This is a genomic window from Candidatus Tisiphia endosymbiont of Sialis lutaria, assembly GCF_964026535.1.
Taxonomy (GTDB): Bacteria; Pseudomonadota; Alphaproteobacteria; order Rickettsiales; family Rickettsiaceae; genus Tisiphia.
Window position 1 is genome coordinate 531,539 of the sequence record NZ_OZ032153.1, and the last position, 25,001, is coordinate 556,539.

19 protein-coding genes, 1 tRNA gene and 2 pseudogenes are annotated in these 25,001 nt (G+C 32.6%); 8 read left to right on the forward strand and 14 right to left on the reverse strand.

What is annotated here, in order from left to right; all coding sequences use genetic code 11:
- Positions 1-10: 10 nt before the first annotated feature.
- A complete protein-coding gene (locus AAGD20_RS02560; RefSeq protein ID WP_341749271.1) occupies positions 11-2,296 on the forward strand; it encodes an N-6 DNA methylase in 2,286 nt (761 codons plus the stop codon).
- A 258-nt stretch (positions 2,297-2,554) separates the two neighbouring features.
- Complete coding sequence (gene nuoF, locus AAGD20_RS02565) at positions 2,555-3,820, forward strand: NADH-quinone oxidoreductase subunit NuoF (RefSeq protein WP_341749272.1); 1,266 nt, start codon at positions 2,555-2,557, stop codon at positions 3,818-3,820.
- Positions 3,821-3,868: 48 nt separating this feature from the next.
- Here nuoF and AAGD20_RS02570 read toward each other — a convergent pair whose 3' ends face one another.
- Positions 3,869-5,308 (reverse strand): hypothetical protein, encoded by a 1,440-nt coding sequence (locus AAGD20_RS02570; RefSeq protein ID WP_341749273.1) that lies wholly within the window; start codon positions 5,306-5,308, stop codon positions 3,869-3,871.
- A 1,299-nt stretch (positions 5,309-6,607) separates the two neighbouring features.
- On the reverse strand, positions 6,608-7,603 hold the full coding sequence (locus AAGD20_RS02580) for a serine/threonine dehydratase (RefSeq protein ID WP_341749274.1): 996 nt from the start codon (positions 7,601-7,603) through the stop codon (positions 6,608-6,610).
- A 92-nt stretch (positions 7,604-7,695) separates the two neighbouring features.
- Here AAGD20_RS02580 and lon point away from each other — a divergent pair, with 92 nt between their 5' ends.
- Positions 7,696-10,035, forward strand: coding sequence for an endopeptidase La (gene lon / locus AAGD20_RS02585; RefSeq protein WP_341749275.1), 2,340 nt, complete (start codon positions 7,696-7,698; stop codon positions 10,033-10,035).
- A gap of 128 nt (positions 10,036-10,163) precedes the next feature.
- Here lon and AAGD20_RS02590 read toward each other — a convergent pair whose 3' ends face one another.
- The 12 genes and pseudogenes from AAGD20_RS02590 to AAGD20_RS02645 all read right to left on the reverse strand — a co-directional run bounded on the left by AAGD20_RS02590 (position 10,164) and on the right by AAGD20_RS02645 (position 20,536).
- Positions 10,164-10,376, reverse strand: a complete 213-nt coding sequence (locus tag AAGD20_RS02590) for a hypothetical protein (protein ID WP_341749276.1) — start codon at positions 10,374-10,376, stop codon at positions 10,164-10,166.
- A gap of 42 nt (positions 10,377-10,418) precedes the next feature.
- On the reverse strand, positions 10,419-11,690 hold the full coding sequence (locus AAGD20_RS02595) for an IS256 family transposase (RefSeq protein ID WP_341749277.1): 1,272 nt from the start codon (positions 11,688-11,690) through the stop codon (positions 10,419-10,421).
- 340 nt (positions 11,691-12,030) lie between these two features.
- Entirely contained in the window at positions 12,031-12,882 is an 852-nt protein-coding gene (locus tag AAGD20_RS02600; protein WP_341749278.1) for a hypothetical protein, read from the reverse strand.
- A gap of 294 nt (positions 12,883-13,176) precedes the next feature.
- A complete protein-coding gene (locus AAGD20_RS02605) occupies positions 13,177-14,148 on the reverse strand; it encodes an AAA family ATPase (RefSeq protein WP_341749279.1) in 972 nt (323 codons plus the stop codon).
- A gap of 9 nt (positions 14,149-14,157) precedes the next feature.
- Positions 14,158-15,816 (reverse strand): IS481 family transposase, encoded by a 1,659-nt coding sequence (locus AAGD20_RS02610; RefSeq protein WP_341749280.1) that lies wholly within the window; start codon positions 15,814-15,816, stop codon positions 14,158-14,160.
- 1 nt (position 15,817) lies between these two features.
- Positions 15,818-16,450 (reverse strand): recombinase family protein, encoded by a 633-nt coding sequence (locus tag AAGD20_RS02615; protein WP_341749281.1) that lies wholly within the window; start codon positions 16,448-16,450, stop codon positions 15,818-15,820.
- A 568-nt stretch (positions 16,451-17,018) separates the two neighbouring features.
- Positions 17,019-17,435 (reverse strand): annotated as a pseudogene (locus AAGD20_RS02620) (IS110 family transposase); the annotation flags it as partial.
- Positions 17,374-17,637 carry a hypothetical protein gene (locus tag AAGD20_RS02625; RefSeq protein WP_341749282.1) on the reverse strand — a complete coding sequence of 88 codons (264 nt, stop codon included), beginning with the start codon at positions 17,635-17,637 and terminating at the stop codon, positions 17,374-17,376. The gene AAGD20_RS02625 and the pseudogene AAGD20_RS02620, both read right to left, overlap by 62 nt.
- 162 nt (positions 17,638-17,799) lie before the next feature.
- On the reverse strand, positions 17,800-18,381 hold the full coding sequence (locus AAGD20_RS02630) for a phospholipid-binding protein MlaC (RefSeq protein ID WP_094649780.1): 582 nt from the start codon (positions 18,379-18,381) through the stop codon (positions 17,800-17,802).
- 13 nt (positions 18,382-18,394) lie between these two features.
- Complete coding sequence (locus AAGD20_RS02635; RefSeq protein ID WP_341749283.1) at positions 18,395-19,156, reverse strand: VacJ family lipoprotein; 762 nt, start codon at positions 19,154-19,156, stop codon at positions 18,395-18,397.
- A gap of 182 nt (positions 19,157-19,338) precedes the next feature.
- Positions 19,339-20,346: pseudogene (locus tag AAGD20_RS02640) on the reverse strand (palindromic element RPE2 domain-containing protein); the annotation flags it as partial.
- Between the two features lie 67 nt (positions 20,347-20,413).
- Positions 20,414-20,536 carry a hypothetical protein gene (locus AAGD20_RS02645; protein ID WP_341749284.1) on the reverse strand — a complete coding sequence of 41 codons (123 nt, stop codon included), beginning with the start codon at positions 20,534-20,536 and terminating at the stop codon, positions 20,414-20,416.
- A gap of 288 nt (positions 20,537-20,824) precedes the next feature.
- On the opposite strand from AAGD20_RS02645, the gene AAGD20_RS02650 reads away from it, so the two are divergent.
- The 5 genes from AAGD20_RS02650 (at position 20,825) to AAGD20_RS02670 (ending at position 24,998) form a co-directional block, all read left to right on the forward strand.
- A complete protein-coding gene (locus AAGD20_RS02650) occupies positions 20,825-22,027 on the forward strand; it encodes a pyridoxal phosphate-dependent aminotransferase (protein WP_341749285.1) in 1,203 nt (400 codons plus the stop codon).
- Positions 22,024-22,665, forward strand: coding sequence for a lysophospholipid acyltransferase family protein (locus AAGD20_RS02655; protein WP_341749286.1), 642 nt, complete (start codon positions 22,024-22,026; stop codon positions 22,663-22,665). Before AAGD20_RS02650 ends, AAGD20_RS02655 begins: the two co-directional genes overlap by 4 nt.
- Positions 22,662-24,062: a lipid IV(A) 3-deoxy-D-manno-octulosonic acid transferase gene (gene waaA / locus AAGD20_RS02660; RefSeq protein ID WP_341749287.1), complete on the forward strand. Its 1,401-nt coding sequence runs from the start codon at positions 22,662-22,664 to the stop codon at positions 24,060-24,062. Before AAGD20_RS02655 ends, waaA begins: the two co-directional genes overlap by 4 nt.
- Complete coding sequence (gene idi / locus AAGD20_RS02665; RefSeq protein ID WP_341749288.1) at positions 24,062-24,694, forward strand: isopentenyl-diphosphate Delta-isomerase; 633 nt, start codon at positions 24,062-24,064, stop codon at positions 24,692-24,694. The genes waaA and idi overlap by 1 nt, the downstream gene beginning before the upstream one ends.
- Before the next feature lie 228 nt (positions 24,695-24,922).
- Positions 24,923-24,998: transfer RNA gene (locus AAGD20_RS02670), tRNA-Ala, on the forward strand.
- Positions 24,999-25,001: the final 3 nt, after the last annotated feature.

Consider the following 25,001-nt stretch of genomic DNA (forward strand, 5'->3'; position numbering starts at 1 on the left):
AATATTCTTTATGTATACTAAAAGATTAGAAGCATCTGTAACGCATGATATCCTGGTTCAACTTGCTAATCTTGGTTGGATTGTCGATGAAAAAGACCCAAGATGTAACGTTTATCAACAAAGAGTGAAACTTACCAAACAAAAAGAATTACTTAACGGTAAAATACCTGACTTTGTACTATACAAGGAAGGAAGTAACGAACCAATAATAATAATTGAGGCAAAAAAACCAAATGAAAGTATACAATTAGCAATGCACCAAGCATTGAATTTGTATGCTAAACCACTAAATACGCCGCTTATATTTGCTTATAATGGAAGTTATATTGAAACCCAATATTTGTATAATGGGCGTAATCTTAAAATTGACGGGGAAGATGTAAGGCAATTTATAAATCACCATACGGCACTCAGATTTGTTAATGAGGGCTCTGAAATACTATCTGCGGTAAATTTCATTCAGCATTCAAGAGACGAACTTATTAGGATCTTTAAAAGTGCGGCTAATTTACTAAGAGAGGATGGATTGCAAGCAGGGCTTGACAGATTTGGGGCATTTTCTGATATTTTGTTTTTAAAAATTCTTGATGAAATTTCTGTTCTAAAGATGTTGGGAGGTGAAGAAAATAAGTTAGATGAGTATCTTAGATGGAGTTCCTTTTCTCAGAAAAAAGGAAACGAGTTGTATCAATATGTGAAAGATGTTGTGTGGATTAAGATTAACAAGAAGTATGGTGATATTTTTAGCGAAGCGTTCCCTATTAATTCCCCTGATATTTTTGAAGAAATTATTTGTGAGCTTTCAAAACTTAACCTTACAGCTTCAGATAGTGATGTGAATGGTGATGCTTTTGAATATTTTTTAAAAAATGCTTACCAAGGCATCAAAATTAAAGATTTAGGCGAATATTTTACACCTAGAAACATTGTAAGAACAATGATAAGTATGGTTAATCCTAAAATTGGCGAAACCATTTATGACCCTTTTTGTGGCACAGGAGGATTTTTAATTGAAGCATTTAGATATTTAAAAATCAGAACTTCGTTTAACGACGAGATGCAAAATATTCTAAGGAAAAAAACAATTTACGGTTCTGAGATTACTGTTAATGCAAGAATTGCAAAAATGAATATGATTTTGTTTGGAGACGGACATAGTAATATCAAGAAACAAGACACCCTTTCTGATTATGTAAATCAAAAATATGATATTGTAATTACAAATCCACCATATTCGCAACAAACAAGGTTTGGGTATTTATATCCCATTCAATCAAATAATGGTGACGCTATTTGTCCTTTGCATTGCTTTGAAGCTTTAAAACTAAGTGGTAGAGGCTGTTTACTTGTAAAAGAAAACTTTGTTTCAGATGGGGGCAATGTTGGAAAGGTGAGAGAGTATATTTTTAATAACTCATCAAATGTTTCTATTGTTTCATTGCCAAGAAAGCTTTTTGAACCTTATACACCAACAAAAACAAGTATTATATATTTCGAGAAAAACAGAAAGATCTCAGACACGTTCTTTTTTGCAATTAATGCGGTTGGTCATGAACTTGGTTCAAGAAAGAAGCCAATTAAGGATAATGATTTACCAGTTGCACTTGATGCTTTCAATAATAAAAAGGCTGTTGCAGAGATTGAATCTGCCATAATACCATCAACTGAAATAGCCAAGAATAGCTATAGTTTATGGATTTATGATTATTTAGATATTTTTGCTAATTTAAAAGGTGATATTATAAAACTTGGTGATTATATTGAGGAGATAACAGAAAAAACAGAACCGTCTTTACAGCCAATTACAGATTTTAGAATTTTAGGGGTAAGTAATAGTATTGGTATTTTTGACAATGAAATTTTAAAAGGTGAGGACATAAACCAAAAATATAAGCATGTTCAAGCTGGAGATTTGGTATATAATCCGCATAGGATTAACGTTGGCTCTTTAGGTTTAGTTTCTGAGGAGTTAAATGGTGGATATGTAAGTGGTATCTATATCGTATTTAGAGTTTTAAAAAAATTCCAAGATACTCTACCATCCGAATATTTATTACATGTTTTAAAATCAAAATATTATTTAGCCATTATTGGCAAATATGATACAAAGTATGGAGCTGTTAGGGCAAACTTAACTTATGAGCAGCTTTGTAATATACACATACCATTACTTAAAAAAAATGAAATGAAAGAATTTTTAGAAAAAATAAGTAAACTAAATAATATCACGGAAGAATTTCAGAAAATTAAAAATAATCTTAATGAATCTATACATGAAATTTTACCTAATTTATGAATTAAGTATAATTGTCCTTGAGGATTGGTTGGAAAAATGTAAGTTGACTATTATTTTAAACTTAATAATAATATTAAACTAAAGAAAGTGGATATAAATAGTCTTTATATTATAATTAACAGTACAAATAATAAATTTGGATCTTGGTGGCTTAAAATTACGACTTTTAAACTATCCTGATAAAAACCCCTAAATTTATTCTTCACAATTATTTACCTTCATCTATACTCTCATTTGTAGATATTCTAAGAGTAAATTATGTTACAAACTAGCAATAAAATTTTTTCTAATCTTAGTGGACAGAAAAAATATGATATAATAAGTAGCCAGCAACGTGGAGATTGGGATAATACAAAAGATTTTATTATTAGAGGTAGAGAATGGATAATTGATGAAATAAAAAAATCAGGTTTGCGAGGACGGAGCGGTGCTGGATTTCCAACTGGTCTCAAATGGTCGTTTATGCCTAAAGAACACCCGAAACCTAGCTATTTAGTAGTTAATGCTGATGAATCAGAGCCTGGTACATGCAAGGATCGTGATATTTTAAGACATGAGCCGCACAAATTGCTTGAAGGCTGTTTGCTTGCCAGTTTTGCTATTAACGCACATACTTGCTATATATATATTCGTGGTGAATTTTATAACGAAGCATCCAATGTGCAACGGGCTATAGATGAAGCTTATGATGCTGGTTTTATAGGTGATAATGCTTGTGGTACTGGGTATAAACTTGATATTTATTTGCATAGAGGGGCTGGGGCATATATTTGCGGCGAGGAAACAGCTCTACTCGAGAGTTTAGAGGGTAACAAGGGATTTCCTAGACTGAAACCACCATTTCCAGCTAATTTCGGCTTATATGGTTGTCCAACAACTATTAATAATGTTGAGTCAATTGCCGTTGTACCTACTATACTTAGACGTGGGGGGGATTGGTTTGCTTCAATCGGAAAGCCTAACAGTACCGGCACAAAAATTTTCTGTATTTCTGGTCACGTAAATAGACCATGTAATGTTGAAGAAGCTATGGGCATACCTTTAAAGGAATTGATAGAAAAATATGCTGGAGGTGTACGTGGTGGTTGGGATAATCTGAAAGCTATTATTCCAGGTGGTTCGTCAGTACCATTGTTACCAAAGTCACTATGTGAAGATTTGGCAATGGATTTTGATAGTTTGAAATTAGCTGGCTCGGCTCTTGGGACTGGTGGAATTATTGTTATGGATAATTCTACGGATATTATTTATGCTATTGCCAGGCTTAGTAAATTCTACATGCATGAATCTTGTGGTCAGTGTAGCCCATGCAGAGAAGGCACAGGGTGGATGTGGCGAATTATGATGAGATTAGTACGAGGTCAGGCAAAAATAGAAGAAATAGATCAATTGTTAGACGTGACTAAAATGATCGAGGGGCGTACTATTTGCGGTCTTGGAGATGCCTCTGCTTGGCCTATTCAAGGTTTAATCCGTCATTTTCGTCACGAGATTGAAGAGAGGATATATTCAAAAAAAATGTGAAAACTTTTAGATATAGTTGATTCATGACTGCATCTGCTTTCTTTTTTATCAAATATTATTCTTTTTTACATTTTTGGATATATCGATAAACGCTTTACTATGAAAAGCTATATTTTCTTCAAAAAGAATAAACTTTTTATCAAGCAAATTAAGTTGTTTTTTCTTTTCCTCTTCCGTTAAGAAAGAATATTTAATACTATTATAGACGACTTGTTTTAATTGATCATAAGATGGCTTATAACGACTAATAAATAATAAATATTCTTGAGTTAAATTATTGCGTAATACTCCTGCATCATCAGTGCAGATTGCGATTGGCACCCCATAACGCATATATAGCTTGATAGGATGATTATCACCTACGACTTCTAAAATAAATTCATTACTACTTAAATTAATTTCAACAGGTATATTCTTTTCCAATAGTGTATTTATTAGTTGGTAAGGATTAGATTCATGCATAATATCTACTCCGTGACCAATGCGATTTGCCCCGGCTATAAATATGGCATCCCGAATATGATGACGTAGCCCTTCTGGAGGAACTAGCCCTAATGCTAATTCACCAGCATGCAAAGATAATTTAACATTAGGAAATTTTTGTTTAAGAAAACGAAACATTTTCATATGTAATATATAATCTTTGATCGCAACAACTGAGTTTTCTGTACCGACTATATTCACCCCAACTATTTTAGGATTATTTTGTGCTAAAGAAAAGGCTGAATACAAACCAGAAAATACCATAGATGGCTTACTTTCACGGAATACATATGGTTGAAACCGCAGAGTAAAGTGATCATTGTCAATATCTTTCGAGGCATCTGTTACTATTGTTGAATAGTGAGTAATAGCTTGGTGTATAACTTTATCCTGCTCTAATAATAACATAGCTTTTGCTAAAACCTGATTAATAGCAAGATCATCTGTATTACTTGTTAACTTATTAATCTCATCTAAAGCAACGTTTGTACTAATAGGGGCAAAAGGAAATATAGTTTCTACATATTGTACATTTTCTGCTTCTGCCCTATTCTTCAAATCTATCAAACCATCTTTAATAATATAGTCTTCTAACCAACCAAAATAGTTAAAACAATCAAAAAATCTGGCATCTGGTGATAATTGTTTGTGATAATGATTGTTAAAATTTTCTATTGACCAAAGTGACACGAGCTGATTATATTTGTGTATATCAGCACGTATCTCATCTACAGTCATACATTTTTTCGTAGGTTTTTTAAGAATTTCATAACTGTTAGGATCAATACAAAATCCTTCCTTCTTAACATAATCTAATAAAGTTTCAGCATAAATAGCACCGATAAAATGATGATGAATATCACCACCCTTGGGCAATATATTTACCAACATACCAAGCTCTGCTATAGGAAGAGCATTAGAGGTGATTAAACTATTGTAATAATCACGTGTAATGAGATAATGATTATTTTCATTTGTTTTTACAGTGTCTGCGTGAGTTTGCATATTAAATATACTACAAATTAATAATAGTGGAGTAATGAGTCTTAGTGAAATTATGGATTTTATGAAATTTAACATTATTTATCATATATTGTTTCTCCTACATGCATGCATCGAATAACCAAAAACTATAGTCAATTGATGAGAAGTTGGTGACGTCGTCGCTCAATGCTCGCCTATTACTTATAGGCGTCGCTCCATCGTTCCTGCTACCCAATTCCCCTGAATTGACTATATATTCGAATTTTCTTTAATTAATGCAGAAATAGGCGGGGTTATAACATGTTTCTTTTTAAAACACACGCTTTATAACATAATTAGTTTTCAATGCAAACTATATTTTAATGAATTTGCTTAAAAGTGTAATAATTTCACATCCTACGTCTTTCAAGGATTGTTTTTTTTGAAAATATCATGAATTAATGTGCTTTGGGACATTCGTGTGCAAACAATGTTCATTACGCTGTACTCGCTTATAAAAACAAAGTACAGATAAGCTTTTTGTTACGAATAAATATGTCAATTGATAAGAAGCTGATTATATTACTCACCTTACGCATGGCATTTAAAAGTCATATAGAAAATAGCTTGGCGTCATTGCGAGAGGCTACTTTAGTAGCGACGAAGCAATCTAATAAATGTGGATTGCCACGACCACGTAGTGGTCTCGCAATGACATAATTTATTAATCCATGGAGCTCGTTCTGTTTTTACAGCTAGGGTATTAAGAACTAAGAAATTAGATAAAATAGAAGAAGGTAACAAAAGTAGGTTTACAGATTGGATGTTCAAGCTGCAAGAGAGACGAGGTTATAATACTAGTGTAGTAGCAGTGGCAAATAAATTAGCAAGAGTAGTATTCGCAGTATTGCGAAATGATCAATCATACAGTGAAATAAAAGTATGTTATTAAAAGTTTAATATTAATTATTAATTTATGATGGCTAAATGATTTTTTTAATTAAATTAAGGTTTAAATTAAAAAAAAAATCATAGCTGGAATAAAATAATAAAGTAAGGAAGTAATGAATTCTTACCAAGGAATATGCGAGAGATGATAATATTGATGGTAAATAAGACAAACCTTAGCTTACGAAAAAACTGTTTAACTCACAGGCTCAAAAGAAGCCGTTAAGGTGATTATGTTAAAGTTCGTAAGTTAGCGAATTCCATCAGGGCTGAAGCACTTTGTTGTGCTTCAAGTCGAATACATGACTGCATTTGCTTTTTTTCTGTCAAGTATTATTTTTTTTCTTGCATTATTGGGTAGATCCATACATGAGTTAATTTACAACTATAGTACTAAGACTTAGGCAAATTAGCAAGATATTCTCCCTTCCAAAGCTCCTGATAAATAATAGGATCAATGTTCCCACCTGATATAAGTACTAAAACTTTCTTAGGTTTTGACTGTTTCTTTAACCAATTTACTACTCCAACCATATTTAAAGCACATGATGGTTCACAGGCAATTCGTAGCAAATGAACCAACCAAGCGGTCCAATAATATATAGAATGTTCATCAGCAAGAAAGAAATCATCAAGTTTATTTAGATAATTAAATGTACGTGGTGAAACTGCTAAAGTACGTAAACCATCTGCTACAGTACTTGGTGAATCAGTAAACCTATATATCGAACCTTGCTTAATCGATAAGAAAGCATCGTTGGCATTAAGCGGCTCTGAACCTATCAGCAAGCTGGATGGAGATAGTAATTCTTTCGCTAAATATGATCCAGAAAGCAACCCCCCACCTCCACAAGAAGCAAAAATGGCATCTGGGCTAAATCCTAATTGTTGCAATGCTTCATAACACATCGTACCAGCCCCAGCTATACTAGAATCACTATCGGAAGGATGCAAATAGTAAAAACCATTTTCTATGTCACTCTTTGCTTTATCTTCTGCCATTTGTCTAGTTTTAGTTAGTATAACCTCTGCTCCATAATATTTTGCTGTTTGTTGTTTAATTGGAGAGGTATTTTCTGGTAAATAAATTCTTGCATTAAGGTTAAGGGTTTTTGCTACCCAAGCAAGACCAATTCCATGATTACCTGTACTATATGCAACAACTTTATTTGGTAAACAATTTTGTTCTTGTAACTCTAATAAGTGGTTTAATACCCCTCTAACCTTGAATGCTCCGGTTTTTTGTAACGAGTCTATTTTAAAGAAAATTTCATGACCGAGCATTTTATCTAAAATTTCAGATTGAACTATTGGGGTCAAATGAAGATATTGTTTTACCCTATTGCTTGCTATTGATATGATATTGGAAGATTGAGGTGATGAAGGCATATATAAAACTAAATGTAGCTTGAAATCATAGTAAGGCGATATTATATAGTTACTATCCTCTTTAGTATATAAATTTCTTAAGGTTTTTTAATATGACAAATAAAGAAAAATTGCCCCTAATCGCATTAAAAGACATGGTGATCTTTCCCGGTATGGTTGCTCCTGTATTTGTCGGTAGGACTAAGTCTCTAAAAGCCTTATTTGACACTAAAATTATAGATAATAATAGATATATATTACTGGTATTACAAAAACAACAAAATCAAGATACTCCAGATATTCAAGATCTCCATTCTACAGGAGTAATTGCTAAAATTATACAAACAGTAAGGTTACAGAATAATGCCAAAATTCTAGTTGAAGCAATCGATAAGGTTACCCTACATAACATCACTAATAAAGAGATATTTGAAGCTGAATATAGCATACTACATGATGAAGAGGTAATTGATGTAGAATCTTTAAAAATTTCCACAGCAAATGTTATCGAGTTATTTACAAAATATACTAAGACTCATAAAAAAATTAATCCAGAAATAATAGAAACGATAACTGGTGAAATAGCAAAAAATCCAACAGATTTTAGTTATGTCACTAATGTACTAGCTTCTTATTTGACTGTACCATTAATAATAAAACAAACTTTGTTAGAGGAGACCAAACCTCAATCACGAATTAAAACTATAATAGATACATTAACATCTAGTATGGCTCAAATAGATGCAGAGCAAGCTTTACAATTGCGAGTAAAAAAACAAATTGAGAAAACTCAGCGTGATTATTACTTGCACGAACAAATGAAAGCTATACAAAAAGAACTCGAACATGATAAATCTGATTTCTCTGATATAGAAAAAAAGATTAAAACCTTAAAACTTTCAAAAGAAGCAAAAGAAAAAGCTGAAGCAGAACTGAAAAAGCTAAAGCTTATGAATCAAATGTCAGGTGAATCATCAGTTGTTCGTAATTACCTTGATACATTATTAGCCATGCCATGGGGGAAATTTGATAATAATAAAACTGATATAAATAAAACTAGAGAAATTTTGGATCGTGATCACTTTGGTCTTGAGAAAGTCAAAGAGCGTGTTATTGAATATTTAGCAGTGTTACAACGTTCTAAAAAAATTAAAGGACCTATATTATGCTTAATCGGTCCACCAGGAGTTGGAAAAACCTCATTGGTCAAATCCATTGCTGAAGCGATGGGTAGGAAATATACTAAATTTGCTCTTGGCGGTATTAGAGATGAATCGGAGATTAGGGGACATCGAAAAACATATCTTGGTTCTATGCCAGGAAAAATTATAAATTTAATAAAAAAAGTTAAAACTAATAACCCCGTTATGTTATTAGATGAAATTGATAAAATGGGTTCTGATTTTCGAGGTGATCCGGCTTCTGCATTACTTGAAGTCTTAGACCCTGAACAAAACAGTCATTTCGTTGATCATTATTTAGAAGTAGAATATGATTTATCAGAGGTAATGTTTATTGCAACAGCTAATTCTTATAATCTGCCCAGAGCTCTAATTGATCGTATGGAGATCATTAACATTTCTGGTTATGTTGAAGAAGAAAAATTACAAATTGCCAAAAACTACTTAATACCAAAGCAATTGAAAATGCATGAAATGAAGAAAAATGAACTCACTATTGATGATGGAGCAATTTTAGAATTAATCAGATACTATACCAAAGAATCAGGAGTAAGATCGCTTGAGAGAGAAATTGGCTCTGTTACAAGAAAAGTATTGCAAAGAATTTTGAGTAACAAAAAAATAAAAAACATATCAATATCATCTGCTAATCTTGAAGAATATTTAGGAGTTAGGAAATATAATTTTGGTCTAGCTGAAAAAGAAGATCAAATAGGTAGTACTACGGGACTTGCTTATACAGAAGTTGGCGGAGAATTACTTACCATTGAAGCTTTGTCATTTCATGGCAAAGGAGACATTAAAACTACAGGTAAACTTGGGGATGTAATGAAAGAATCTGCTCAAGCAGCCTATAGCTGTTTTCGTTCTAGAGCTAGTAGTTTTGGATTAAAATACGAAGATTATAAAGATCTTGATATCCATTTGCACGTACCGGCTGGAGCGATTCCAAAAGATGGCCCATCTGCTGGATGTGCAATATTTACCACTATTGTTTCACTTATGACCAAAATACCGGTAAACAGAACTGTAGCAATGACTGGAGAAATCACCCTAAGGGGGACAGTATTACCAATTGGGGGACTAAAAGAAAAATTATTAGCTGCCAGCCGAGGTGGTATACAAACGGTGATAATACCTCAAGATAACGTTAAAGACTTAGAAGATATTCCACCGAATATAAAAAAGAGTTTAGAAATTTTATCAGTATCAACTGTAGATGAAGTGCTAAAATTAGCTTTGGTCAATAATAATTTTACAGTTACTAACTAAAAATAGGTATGATTATATAGTCAATTCAGGAGAATTTGGGGCTATGAACGATGGAGCGACGCCTATAAGTAATAGGCAAGCATTGAGTGACGACGTCACCAACTTCCCATTGACTATAGAAAACTCTCTCAAGAATCAGCAATAACATCATCCTTCTTATTGTCTAGTTTCGAAATAGGTCTATCCCAATTCTTTAAACCATTTGAGTATACATCATGAAAATTATGACAAAGATTTTCAATTGCTTGCTCATAAGCAATAAGTTCTGGTATAGTCCAATTAAACTGGACAAAAATATCATATGCACTATTTATCTCAGTATTAATATCAGCAAATTTCACGTTAGAGAATAATTTGAGTCAATCATTTATTTTGTGTAAGTTCTATTTTTTACATTCCAATAAATCATATTTAAAATCACCACAAAGTATTTCAAATTGATTCAAAGCTAATGACCAATCTTTTATGGGCATAGTCCATTTTTTAGATGCATTTTGCAGAGCTAAAAATATTATTTTCTGAATTGATTTATCATCTGGAAACACCCCCTTATTTTTGATGATTTTTCTAATTTGACGGTTGACAGATTCAATGGTATTTGTTGTATAAATTACCTTTCTTATTTCCTCAGGAAAAGCAAAAAATGGGATTATCCCACACCAATTACGTTGCCAAATATCAGAAATTACTGGATATTTTTTGTCCCATTTTGAACTAAATTGTTGAAGTTTTAGACTTGCCATTTCTTCATTATTTGCTGTATAAATTTGCTTCAAATCTGTGGTCACCTCCTTTAAATCCTTATATGAGACATACTTCACTGAATTGCGAACCATATGAACTATACATAACTGTACTATAATCGCAGGAAATATGCTACTTATCGCTTCCGGAAAACCTTTTAGACCATCAACACAAGCAACATAAATTTGTTCTACTCCTCGATTTTTTAACTCAGTAACTACTTGCATCCAGAATTTAGCACCTTCATTTTTTCCTACCCAAATACCCAGCAACTCCTTCTTTCCTTCTATATTAACAGCAATCGCTAAATATACTGCTTTATTTATCACTACCTGGTTATCCCTAGACTTAACGTGAATACAGTCTAAGTATAATATTGGATAAACCTTATCTAAACCTCGATTTTGCCACCTAGTTACTTCGTCTATTACTCCATCGGTTATTGTCGATATTAAATCACCGGAAACCTCAGTTTGATATATTTCTTCCAAATGACCTCGAATTTCACTGACTGTCATTCCTCGACCATAAAGTGAGATAACTTTATCGTCAAATCCACTGAATCTTCTCAGCCCTTTAGGTATTAATTTCGGAACAAACTCTCCTTCTCGATCTCTTGGTACTTCCAGAGTAACCTTCCTACCATCATCATCAATTATTGTCTTTTCATAGCTACCATTACGACGATTATTATCTACTTTCGGCATTTTACTATGCTTTGAATAACCTAATTCATGCTCTAGTTCACTTTCTAATATTTTTTCAACTATTTGCTTTTTTAGTTGTTGAAATAATCCTTCTTTGCCAAACAACTTAGATGGATCGGCTTTTGATAATAATTCTTCTACTAAATTATTACTTATATTATTATCTTTTAGTTCTAATATCTTCTTTTTTATTTTTTCTGACATATTTTACCTTTTTATAAGTTGTTTTCTTACAGTACTTCTTACTGCTTACTTTTGCAACTTACACAAAGTATATTATAGACTCAGAATCCCTGGCATCTATTATAAAGACGGAGCTTTGTCGTGCTTAATTTCGTGGGGATACATCAGATTGCGAGGATGCGTAAGCCTCCGAAGCAATCCATCTCTGTGTCATCCCTGCTTCAGTGCGGGATCTAAAATACAGCTCAAAAAGCCCTGAGATATTATAGATTCCGCATCGAAGCGGGAATAACAACTTATAATTGCTTTGTCGCTACTAAAGTAGTTCCGCAATGACGTTTGTAAATTGAGAGATGCTAAATCAATACAAATCACATTTTTCAACTATGTCGCCAAGTAAATTTTTGGTAAATTCTTCATTTACCAAGGGAAAATTGTACAAATTATGTTCCTCCGCTTTAGTGGCAAAATCTTGCCCTTGAGCAGTGGCATTAAGCATAATGTTAGCAATTTTCTTGTAAGCTGCAACCTTAAAATTCTCATCATGACTTAGGCTGAATGCATTGTGATAATATGTTTTAGCTTTTTCAAATAAACCTATAGACTCAAAATACTCAGCCTGTTTTAACATTATATCGGGATTCTCTTGATCTTGTTTTAGCCATTTTTTAAAACAGACTTTTATCTTAAATGCATTATTCACTACTTTGTAGCAGTCAATTGCCTTAGCATATTCACCCTTGTTAAAAAGTAGTTGTCCTAGTTCTTCATATATTTTTGGTAGGTGGCTATTGGCATCTATAGCTTTTGCATAGTAAGCCAATGCAGATTCATTAGCACCATCATACTCAGCAATACTAGCTAAGCAACTATAGGCTATAGCCTTAAGATTTTTGCAGGCAGGAGAGTCCTGATAATTTTCTAGATATTTTATAGCTTTATGATAATATTCTGGGTTAGATTGCTCCTCATCAATCTTCAAACTACTAACTTGGTACTCAAGATTTTCTGTTACCTTAGCATGGCAAGCTGTTATTAACTCTGCAATCTTTGCATGATCAGGTAAATTAGTTCCACAGACATTAGCGAAGAATTTCACATATTCATATTGCTGTTGTAAGCAATAACCATAGTCTTGGATTTGATTCTTAAGCTGAGAATTATCAAACTCAGCATATTCAGCAAAAAGTTCCACTGCTATCTGCAAGATCATTAAGTGTAGTGGCTAGCTTTCGAAATGACATTGGCTTGCTTTCATTGTAAAAACCGGCTCAAATTAAATGACTTTTTAAATTCAATCTGGCTCACTTTAATTGACCGCCAAAAATATCTGGCTCAAATTAGACGATTCTATACTTTCCTTTGGCTCACATTATTTGACATTATCATTTGACAATATTATTAATTTTTTGGGGTGTAATATAATAGATAATTAGATAAAAACGTTCATTATTATAATATTAATTATCATGAATTCATTGCTATGCTATTGTAATAATTTCTTGCATTAAAGTACCCCTAACTTATAAATCTCCTTATTAAATTCTAGCAGTTTATTAGAATTATTAAGCTGCCCTAGCAGGTAAGCTTTAACTTCACTAGGTTTTGCATTTAGCACATCACATAAAACTTGTATGTTATAACCATAACGTGCAAGTTTAGCTTCTATACCATCTAAGTCAGGAGTTAGTACTGATTGAATAATTTCAAGAGTTATGGGTTTCGTTCCAGCTAAATATGCTTGCTCCATAGCTTGGGTTAAATAATGATTGATTTGCAAGGGTGTCACTAGATTATTTACTAGCAATTCTAAAGCTTCTAGAGTAATAATCTCTGACTGAGTAACATCGCTACTACAACATTGTTTAAACAACCATGAGCTATAATATGCTTTATTTTCCATCCAATGATTAAGGTGAAAAAGCTGAGAACGTGCACCAATTTCTTCCATAGAAGGACGTTTTAAATCATTACTAAGCTTAGGGTGTCCTGCAAGTACAACTGTTAGGTTACCACCACTACCATAAATGAGTTCTATTAATCTTTTGAGTGAAATAAGGGTTTGACTATTTAAGTCGTGTGCTTCATCGATAAAAAGAGCTATAGGCTTATCTTGTTTTTTTACTAACTCCAAAAGTTTACGTTCACGTTGTTCTGATTGGTTAGGTGCCTTAAAATTTTTATCCTTTGCTAAATCAAAAAACAGTGCTGTATAAAGCATTGCAATATTTACACGTCTCTTATCAGTGGCTAGTGAACGACATACTACTACCTGTCTTTCTTCCAATAATTGTTGTTGAATTTTCCATATAAGTGTTGTCTTGCCTGTTCCTACCATACCAGTCAAAGCAACAATACCACCAGCATGAATAGCAGCTTTAATATTTTTGATATTCTGTTTAATGCATTCTGTTTCTAAAAATGCTGCTTGATGAAAGGATTTACTTAACCCAAAAAACTGCATAACTTCGTTATTCATTTATAATCCTTATGTTTGATTAGAAACTAATCTTAATTTAAAAAATTCTCTTACTTTATTTAATAAAGTGACTTTGTGTAAGCTTTCACTGATTAAATTATCAAGTACTAGACGTTGTGATTCGGATATAGTAGCTAGAGGTTTACCTAAAAATTTGGCAATAGCTAATTTTGCTTCCACCCCTGTTTTAAAATATGCCATTTCTATGTCATGTTCTTCAAACGGTATAAATGGCTGAGACTTTTCTTCAGTAGTTACCAATTTTGCCTGTTGTATAAGCTTTAGACCACTACCAAATTGCCCAGTAAGTACAGAACGTGGTAAAGATAATTTTTTTGCTAACTCTTCTATCTTATCCAGTTGCTTCTCTATTTTTGTCTTTTTAAAAGATCGATAACTATGTAAAGGAATGGGACCTGTTGCTGGGTAAAATGGACCATGCTTTTGTCCTTGAAATTCAACATGTAATTCATTATCAAACAATCCAAATAACAGTATTACTTTTTCACCAGCCATTTCTCCAGTAAGTTGATAGCGTACTCCTTCTATAGTAACACAAGCATCAGAAGCTACTTGACGTTCATCCGGTTCCCGTGCCATTTGACAAAAACGCTCCCATGTACATGCTTGTCGAAAACCTTCTGGTGGTAAATTTGCTTGCCAATCTTCTAAACGAGAATGTTTTTCACTACGGTGCGGTAAACTATTATAATGGGCAAGATAATTCCAAAGCCAGCTGTTGGCTTCTTCCAAAGAAGATGGCTTATGAAAATGATACAATGTTTCTAATTGATTTTGCACAGTATTAAATACTCGTTCTACTTTGCCTTTTGAACGGGCGGTAGTGCGTCTTCCATCACTTCCTGCCGGCATATGAGGGCGAAGTTCAATACCTAATTGCTGACATACTCGCCTAAAAACTAGGCTTTTTGCTATAGCTCCATTATCAAGATAAATCATCATAGGAATCCCTTGAAAAGGAAAATGTTTTTGACTTTTTTGAGATATAGCATTAAACAAAAACCGTAACGCCATTAATACATTCTCGCCTTCGCTCAACTGATACTCTTGGTAAGTCATGCCACTTCTATCATCTACTACACTGGCAAGTAATAGAGGCTGACTTTCACCAGTGCTGCTTTGTGGTAAATATTTTAAGTCAGATGGAGTAAAATCAAGTTGCCAACACTCATTGCTATATGTAGCTTGAAATCTCACTACTACTGGTTCACGCAAGAAATTTTTTGAGTTAAGACCAAGTTGCTTTAAATAACGATTAACTGTGGGTTTAGTAAGTAAACCTTTAGTAGGGATAATTTGCTTACCATCTACCTCTACTCCATGATCCTCCAATATTGCTATAGCTCTAGGTGTAGAGAGTTGCTTCCCTTTACGATTAGTTGAACGAATTTTAAGTGCAGCAATCAATTCACAATAACGTAACATTTCCTCAAAGCTAGTTTTCCTTGGCTTATTGTAATCAGCACGCTTGATAGAACGAGGCTGACTATAGTTTTTAATTGCACGACGTACTGTAGAAAATGAAACACTGAAAACCTCAGCGGTTTCTTTAATAAGTTTATTCCTATCTGGATGCTTTGCAGATAAATTAGCAAGTTGGTGATATAAAGTTACTATTATCTCAGTAGGAAGAGGCTTTTTTGCCATTCTATACAGCCTGTTTTAAAGAAGTATGTGAAATTTTGCTAATCCCCCTTTTTTTAAGCCAGTGATGTAGGTTAGCTTCCGTACAACCATACCGCATTGCGATAAACTTTTGAGTCGCCCCATTAGCTAATAGAGCTTCAATTTCAGGACGATAAATATCTAGTTTGCTTTTACCTATTCCTTGTGGGCGACCTAAACTCATACCAGCTTCTTTACGTACTCGTAAAGCTTCAGTAGTACGTTTAGAAATCAAATCACGTTCTATCTCTGAAGCCATAGAAAATGCCATAGCAACAATTTTGCTTTGAATGGTATTATCTAATTGCCAGTTACCCTTAACAGCATAAATAGCAACACCTTTTGCAGTCGCTATTGATAAAATCTCCATACATTCAAGCATACTACGACCTAATCTTGATAATTCGCTAACAATAATTTTATCCCCATTCTTCATCTCATCTAAAATTATAGCAATCTTACGTTTACGCCAATTAATTTTACCTGAGATAATTTCCTCAACAAAAGAAACCCTACCTAAATTCCTTTCATTGGCTAAATATAAAATAGCTGCTTTATTTTTTTCAAGATCTTGGTCAATAGTTGATACTCGTAAATATGCTATTGTTTTGCTCATAACACTAATTATTTTTTATGATTAAATCATACTTAAAAGAAAAGCGAATAATAAGTATATTATTATAATATTTCTTATAAAAATACCAATGATTTTATCTTAATTTATATTATAAAAATAATGACCGTTTTTATCTAATTATCTATTATATCACACCCCAAAAAATTAATGATAATGTCAAATGATAATGTTAAATAATGTGAGCCGAAGGAAAGTATAGAATCGTTTAATTTGAGCCAGATATTTTTGGTGGTCAATTAAAGTGAGCCAGATTGAATTTTTAAAGTCATTTAATTTGAGCCGATTTTTACAATGAAAGCAAGCCAATGTCATTTCGAAAGCGAGCCACTACACCTATAGCCCTGATGGAATTCGCTGGCTTACAAACTTATACTTATCATTTCATCGACTTCTAACGAGCCATTGGATTGTTCAGTTTTTTCGTAAGCTAAGGTTCGTCTTATTTACCATCAATATTATCATTCTTTCGCATATTCCGGATTAGAATCTATTAAATTTCTATTTACCTATAATATTATCTCGTCAACAACTAGTTTGTACCAATTCTTTAGCTACAAACTTTACTCTCGGTATAGTCATTGCCTGAACTGAGTACCGCAAACACCACCCTTGCTAGTTTGTTAGCTACTGCAACAGTTGTTTTATTATGCCCATTTCGTTCAGATAAATTAAACATCCACTCGGTAAACTTGCTATAATCTTTTTTAGATTTTTGCTCTTCCGTGGTAAATCTTATTTTACTATTCAGTACTGCTCTTGCTCCTTGAATCAACAAAGTGCGTAAATATATATCACCTCTTTTACTAATGCCAAGCAACTTATCTTTGCCACCACTAGAATGTTGCCTTGGTACTAATCCTAGCCATGCTGATAATTGCCTACCATTTTCAAAACAACTAGCATTACCTATTGACGCTATTAAGGCTGTAGCAGTAATTAACCCTATACCTGGTATCGTCAATAGATGCCAGGGATTCTACCAATGGTTTTATGGCATGCAAATAATTAAATTCAATAATAAATTTCCCAAGGGTAAAATACGAATAAATCTTTTTATCTTTTACTGTCAAGTCTTCTGCAACATCAAGTAACGCATTTAAACGATTATTATGTATAAAAGGACAATGTTCTTTTATTACTTCATTTAATACTGTTTTTACATCCATAACCTACTATCTCCATCATCATTAAATAATGATGATATTCTATCAATTCTTGCTATTTTGCAACAATTTCGTGGGGATATATCAGATTGCGAGGAGCTACTTTAGTAGCGACGAAGCAATCCACATAATAATCTTCATGTTCACTGGTAATGACGAAAAAGCTTATGACTTCTTTACCAATTCATCGATCAATGTATCAAAACCACTATTACTGAGAATATTCATGAACTCTGACTGTTGGGAACTGATCATACTAACACCTTCCGTAATAACATCTGAAACTTTAAAACTAGAATTATCGCTTGCATCTTTTTGACGTACCAAGTAGTTTACTTTAGCTGTTCCTATCAACATTTCTACCATAAACTCACCTTTATCAAGAATACGCACTTGTTCAACTTTAGGTTGTTGACCATGATAATTTTTCACCAAATCAGCATAGACTGTACTGACATAATTACCATAAACTTCTGTAAATTGTTTAATTTGTTCAGGGGTTAAAGTTCTTCTGTAGACCCCAAGGGTAAATTTAGCCATCCAATCTAAATCCAGGTTAGCTAAAATTAGCATCTTACTTTTAGCAATTTTGCCATCTTGAGTTAAATTTTGATCATTAAATACCTCTAGACCATTTTTTATTAGCTGATTAACATAGCTATCAACCCCCGCATTATTATCATTAGCAGTTGAATAGGCTGACAAAGACAGGAAATTTAAAATTAAGCAAACAATAAATTTTTTCATAATTTTCTATAATTTAGTTAGGTTTAGGGCATTTAAATTGTTTAGGATAGGCAATTACAGATTCCCGATTTTGATGCATAGCTGATCTTACAGCTATGTAAGGATCGGTAGAACTACGTGTTATATAGTCAGTAAATGGTAATAATCCTAACCTAGTATCTATAATTTGTACACTAGATACTACCATTTCAAAATTCCTATGTACCCTATACATTATAGGATTTAAATAACTATTTGTAAATACCGGATCTGTGAAGTCTCTTGCATTAGTAGCACCAATAAATGGTAGGACTAAGTATGGTCCAGGCCCTACTCCATAATGAGCTAAAGTATTCCCCAAAGTTTGTTTGGTAACTTTTAAGCCAATTTTACTTGCTACGTCAAATAATCCGCCTATACCAAATGTACTATTGATAAGAAATCTCCATATACTCTTCATAGTTTGATCATAATTCATCTGTAAACCATAATTGACAGCAGTCAAAGGTATAGTAATGTTATCTAGAAAACTACTCACTCTAGCTTTGGTATAATCATTAGTAAATTGTTTATAGCCTATAGTAATAGGTCGCAAAAACAGATAATCTAAAATGGAGTTAAAGACAAAGATTTTACGATTCAGTTTTTCATAAGGATCATAGACTTGCATACAACCATTCTTGGCACTATAAACATACTGAAAATCATCATTATCTTGAGTATTTTGAACATCCGCTATTGCGGTTAGGTTAAAAAAGTTAAGTATAACTAATGATAGTAATATAAATCTCTTCATTATAGGTTTCATCAATGATTTTTCTTACAAACCACCATATAGTATTTATCATTTTTTTCTATAACTAATTCCTCACTACTTAATACAGTGAATTTAGTTTGACTTAAAGCTTCCTTGATATCTGTTATAGCAAAAATAAATTCTTTTCTTTTTAATGAAAGATTTGTAACGTTATTTATTGGCAAACAAAATGCAAAATATCCTAATTTATCGACTATTGAATAAATATCATTAAAGTAAGTTGACAGATTCTTAGTAAAAGAAAGAGCGTTAAAACTTAATATCACATCATATTTATTAGAATGTTGCTTAATAAAGTCTGGTATAGAAACTTCTAGTATATTATCATAGATATTCATATTTAGGGCAAAAACATTCATGGCTTCTGAACTTTCTACACCAGTAAAAGTAAAGCTATCAGGAAAACGCTTTTTAACCTCAGCCCCCACTAAACCTGTATTACTACCTAGCTCTAAAATGCGGTAATTATCAGGCAAATCTGTTATGCCACTCATAATCCTACTGACAAAATTATGAGGTAGGTATAGTTGCTTATTACTACAAAATTTGTTGTTATAATATTCAGCCGTAAGATTTCTATATTGATGCCAAATTTGCTGAGGAATATCTGACGAATTATTATAATTTTGTAAAAAAGTTCCTAACTTGACTGGATCAGATTCAGAAGCTTTTTGTAGATGATACAAAGCCTTCTGATAATTATTTTTTAAGAAATATGTCCAACCAAGCCAGTAATTAACTTGGCAAGAATTATAGTCAATTGAGGAGAAGTTGGTGACGTCGTCCCTCGTTGCTCGCCTATTACTTATAGGCGTCGCTCCATCGCTCCTAGCCCCAAATTCCCCTGAATTGACTATAGCTTGGTCTGAATTAGAAAAAAATTTATCAACCAATTTAAACCTTAATATAGCGTCATTTAAGTTATTCTTATATAAATGTTCTATACCAAGCTTTAAATTAGTTTCTTTTAAGTGTGTTACCTTATATTTTACATCGGTAAAATAATTGATCAACGTAAAAATTTTCTCCATATACCAAGATGGAAAATTTTTGCAAAAATGATAGCATGATCTCATCTTATCCTTTATTAAACCGTAACTGTTATAAATAATTTTGCTGCCAAACATAAAGTCTATGAAATTTGATTTTGTTAATATATATAATAGCATATATATTAACTAGCACTAATGACTTTGTCTATAATTATAGTCAATTGATGAGAAGTTGGGGACGTCATTACTCGTCGCTCCTAGCCCCAAATTCTCCTGAATTGACTATACATAAAATAAATCTAATCCCTCTTTGCTCCACCATTTTTTCTCTTCTTGTGGTAATTCTGAATTTAATAATGTTTGTCATTCCCGCGTAGGCGGGAATCTAAAATATTGCATAAAAACCCTGAGATATTATAGATTCCCGCCTACGCGGGAATGACGCCCTTTTAGTTGAGACAAATGACTAAATGCTAATCAGGTTAACTATAATGGTAAAGTAATAGATAAACTTGTCATATTGTTATTTCATATTAATTTATATATAAAATAATAATATAATAATTTAACTCGCTCAAGAATTGTTTTTTGAAAACAAATATAGTATATACTCTAATGATTTGAGTATACTTGATAAAATTATATAGGTTCTACTATGTCACTTATTGCTAAACGATTAGATTTAATAAAGCCATCCCCTACTTTAGCCTTAGTCAAAAAAACATTTGAACTAAAAAAACTAGGCAGAGACATAATCTCCCTTGGGGCTGGTGAGCCTGACTTTGATACGCCAAATAATATCAAGGAAGCTGCAATTAAGGCTGTGCGAGATGGTTTAACAAAATATACTAATGTTGATGGTGTATTGGAGCTTAAACAAGCGGTACAGAACAAATTCAAGTATGAAAATAATTTAGATTATGATTTAGACGAGATAATCGTATCCAGTGGAGGAAAACAAGTAATCTATAATTTGTTTATGGCATCCCTTAACCCCGGTGATGAAGTAATTATTCCTAGTCCATACTGGGTTTCATACCCAGATATGGTAATATTAGCTGACGGTATTCCGGTATTTGTTAATTGTAACATGGAAAATAATTTTAAACTTACTGTTAATGTTCTAGAGCGAGTAATTAGCAAAAAAACTAAATGGTTAATTATTAATTCGCCGAGTAATCCAACAGGGGGGGCATATTCTTATCAAGAATTAGCTGATATTGCTGAATTATTACGCAAATATCCCAACATAAATATTATGTCTGATGATATTTATGAGCATATTATTTTTGATGATTTTAAGTTTTATACTTTTGCTCAAGTGGCACCGGATTTAAAAGATCGAATATTTACGGTTAATGGTGTATCAAAAGCTTATTCTATGACAGGATGGCGTATAGGATACGGAGCTGGTACTAAATCATTAATTAAGGCAATGGCTATTATTCAGTCACAAAGTACTTCTAATCCTTGCTCTATAAGCCAAATGGCAGCCATTGAAGCTTTAACTGGCCCTCAAGATTTTATTAAGTCTAATGCAAAAAACTTTCAAGAAAAACGTGACTTAACCTTATCAATCCTAAATGATATCAAGGGTATTAGTTGTTATAAGCCGGCAGGAGCATTCTATTTATTTCCTAAATGTAATGAATTATTTGGGCTTAAAACCCCCTCTAATAAAATTATCAAAGATAGTAATGATTTTGGAGAATATTTGCTTGAAGAATGTAGTGTGGCAGTTGTTCCTGGTATTGCATTCGGTTTAGAAAATTATTTCAGAATTTCTTACGCAACTTCGATAAAAAATTTGGAGCAAGCATGCTTGCGTATAAAAAATGCTTGTCATCAATTAAAATGATCAAGAAACTTCTTAAAAAGAATAATTTTGCACTTAGTGTAGTCACTAAATTATTGTATAGTTATTTGAGAGTGGTTTATTTTACCTGTCGTTGGCAGTTTGTTTTTCCAGATGGTTACAATGAACAGCAATTTTTAGCACAAAAAGGGGCAATTTTTGCTTTTTGGCATAACAGGCTCGCTTTGGGTCCAGGAATATTTACCGGTCATAAAGACATCCATGCCCTTATTTCTCCTCATTCTGATGGTAAAATAATTAGTGATATTGTCAATAAATTCGGCTTTGGGGTAATAAATGGCTCTACTAATAAAAATTCTGTGGTAGCTTTAAAAGCCATTATCAAAAAATTACATAATGGTAGTAATATAGTAATTACCCCAGATGGTCCGCGTGGACCTATTTACAAAATAAATAGTAATATTAACAAAGTGGCTCAAAAATATAATATAAAATTAATACCGGTTTCTTGTAAGGCTTCTAGATATTTTTTACTTAAAAGTTGGGATAAACTGATTATGCCGCTACCTTTTGGTAAAATAACGGCTTTTATAGGTTTGCCACTAATTTTTATGGGCAATGAAAATCAAGATGATATTAATTTAGCCCAAGCATTAAACATCAGTGAAATAAACTCATGATCTATTTATATCATATCTTAAGTTTCCTATTTCTTCCACTATATGTTCTTTTATTGGTATTGAGAGTTATTGTTGGCAAAGAAGATATAAAGCGTATAGGGGAACGTTTTGCTATTGGGCATACACATACTATAATCAATTCAGGAGGATTGGGTAGTAGGAACGATGGAGTGACGCCTATAAGTAATAGGCAAGCGACGAGTAACGACGTCAGCAACTTCTCATCAATTAACTATAAACGAAATGAAACTTTAGTTTGGATACATGCCGCCAGTGTAGGGGAATCTATGATAGCTCTTACCTTAGTTGAAAATATTAATGATCTTTGGCTAAAAAGAACGATGCCAAAAACCACCTTAAAGTTTTTGGTTACTTCAGGAACCAAATCTTCTGCAAAAATATTACAACAAAAGTTACCTGTAAATGCTGTTCATCAACTAATTCCTATAGACAATATTATTTTTGTTAAGAAATTTTTTAGAAATTGGCAACCAACTCTAGGAATCTTTGTTGAATCAGAATTATGGCCATGTCTAATTAGCGAAGGGAAGAAACATTGTAAATTATTATTACTGAATGCTCGTATTTCTGATAAATCATTTGCATCATGGAAAAAAATAAGCTCATTTTTTAGGGCAATCACCTCTAATTTTAGTGAAATTATTGTTCAAAGTAACATCGATTATGAAAAATTTATGCAACTTGGTATGAGCAATATAAATAATTTAGGCAATATCAAATTTGCCAACAAAAAATTACCGGTAAATGAACAAGAATTAACAATTTTAGCACAATATATGAGTGCTAAAAGAATTATTGTATTTGCCAGCACTCATCTGGAAGATGAAACAGTATTACTGAATATTATAAAACCAATAAAACAACGATATCCAAATTGCTATTTTATTCTAATTCCACGCCATCCTGAACGTAAAAATGATATAGGGAAAGCGTGTACCCAACTAAATTTAACCTATAGTATCAAGTCTGAACAAAATATACCTATTCTGACTGATGATCTTTACATTGTTGATAAATTTGGAGAACTAGGATTATTTTTTAGCATATCTTATATTTCATTTGTTGGCGGTTCATTTAAACAAGGTGGACATAACGTACTTGAACCAGCATATTTTGCTAATTATATTATATTTGGACCAGATATGAGTAATTTTGCTAATATTGCTAATGAAATGCTTGCAAATAAAGCTGCTACGCAAATTCAAAACGAAAGTGATTTATTGAATAAAATGGAATATTTGCTATCTGAAACTGGTATCGAGGAAGCTAAAATTTATCAGACTAATGCCTTAGAATTTGTTAATAAAAACCAACAGATTTTAGGTAATTATTTAGCTATTATAGAAAAATATTTGTTAGTAGGAGTAAATAATTAATGTCATATTCAAATGAGCGGAGTGTACATTTAGTACATGAACACGCGAATGCCCCGAAGTTTTGCAGAACCAATTCTTCAAAGCATTCGAGTATACATGTTGTATTAGTTGATGAACAAGATAATATTCTTGGAACAGAGGATAAATTGACGGTTCATAATTCTAATACACCATTGCATAGAGGGGTTTCTGTGTTTCTTTTCAATAGTCAAAAGGACATCTTGATACAAAGAAGAAGCTTACTCAAAAAAACCTGGGGTGGATTTTGGTCTAATAGTTTTTGTGGACATCCACAAATTAACGAAACTTACGAGCAAGCTGTTTATAGGCATGCAAAATTTGAATTAGGCTTGGTCAGCTTGCAGAAAGTATATTTTATTGCTAATTATCGTTATAAATTTGCTATAAATAATATTGTGGAAAATGAGATATGTCCGATATATTTAGCTTTATCAGATGATGTTATCAGAATAAATGAACAAGAAATAGCAGAAGTAAAATTACTTAAATGGCAAGATTTTAAGTTATACACAGAGGAATACTCAGCCAACTTTTCTCCTTGGTGTAAAGAAGAGCTTAAAATATTAGAAAATAGCGAAATATTCAAAAAATTTATGGATTCAGCTTTATAATTATAGTATAAAACTGGACTAATAAGTATATTCTGCAAATAATGTGAATATATATGTCAATTCAGGAGGAGCGGGTAGCATGCCGTTACCAACTTCTCATCAATGACTATAGTTAATTCAGGAGAATTTGGGGCTAGGAACGATGGAGCGACGCCTATAAGTAATAGGCGAGCGACGAGTGACAACGTCCCCAACTTCTCATCAGTTGACCATATATGGGATATTTTAGGGGTCATAGCTCAGTTGGTAGAGCGTTTGAATGGCATTCAAAAGGTCGGGGGTTCGATTCCCCCTGGCTCCACCAGAT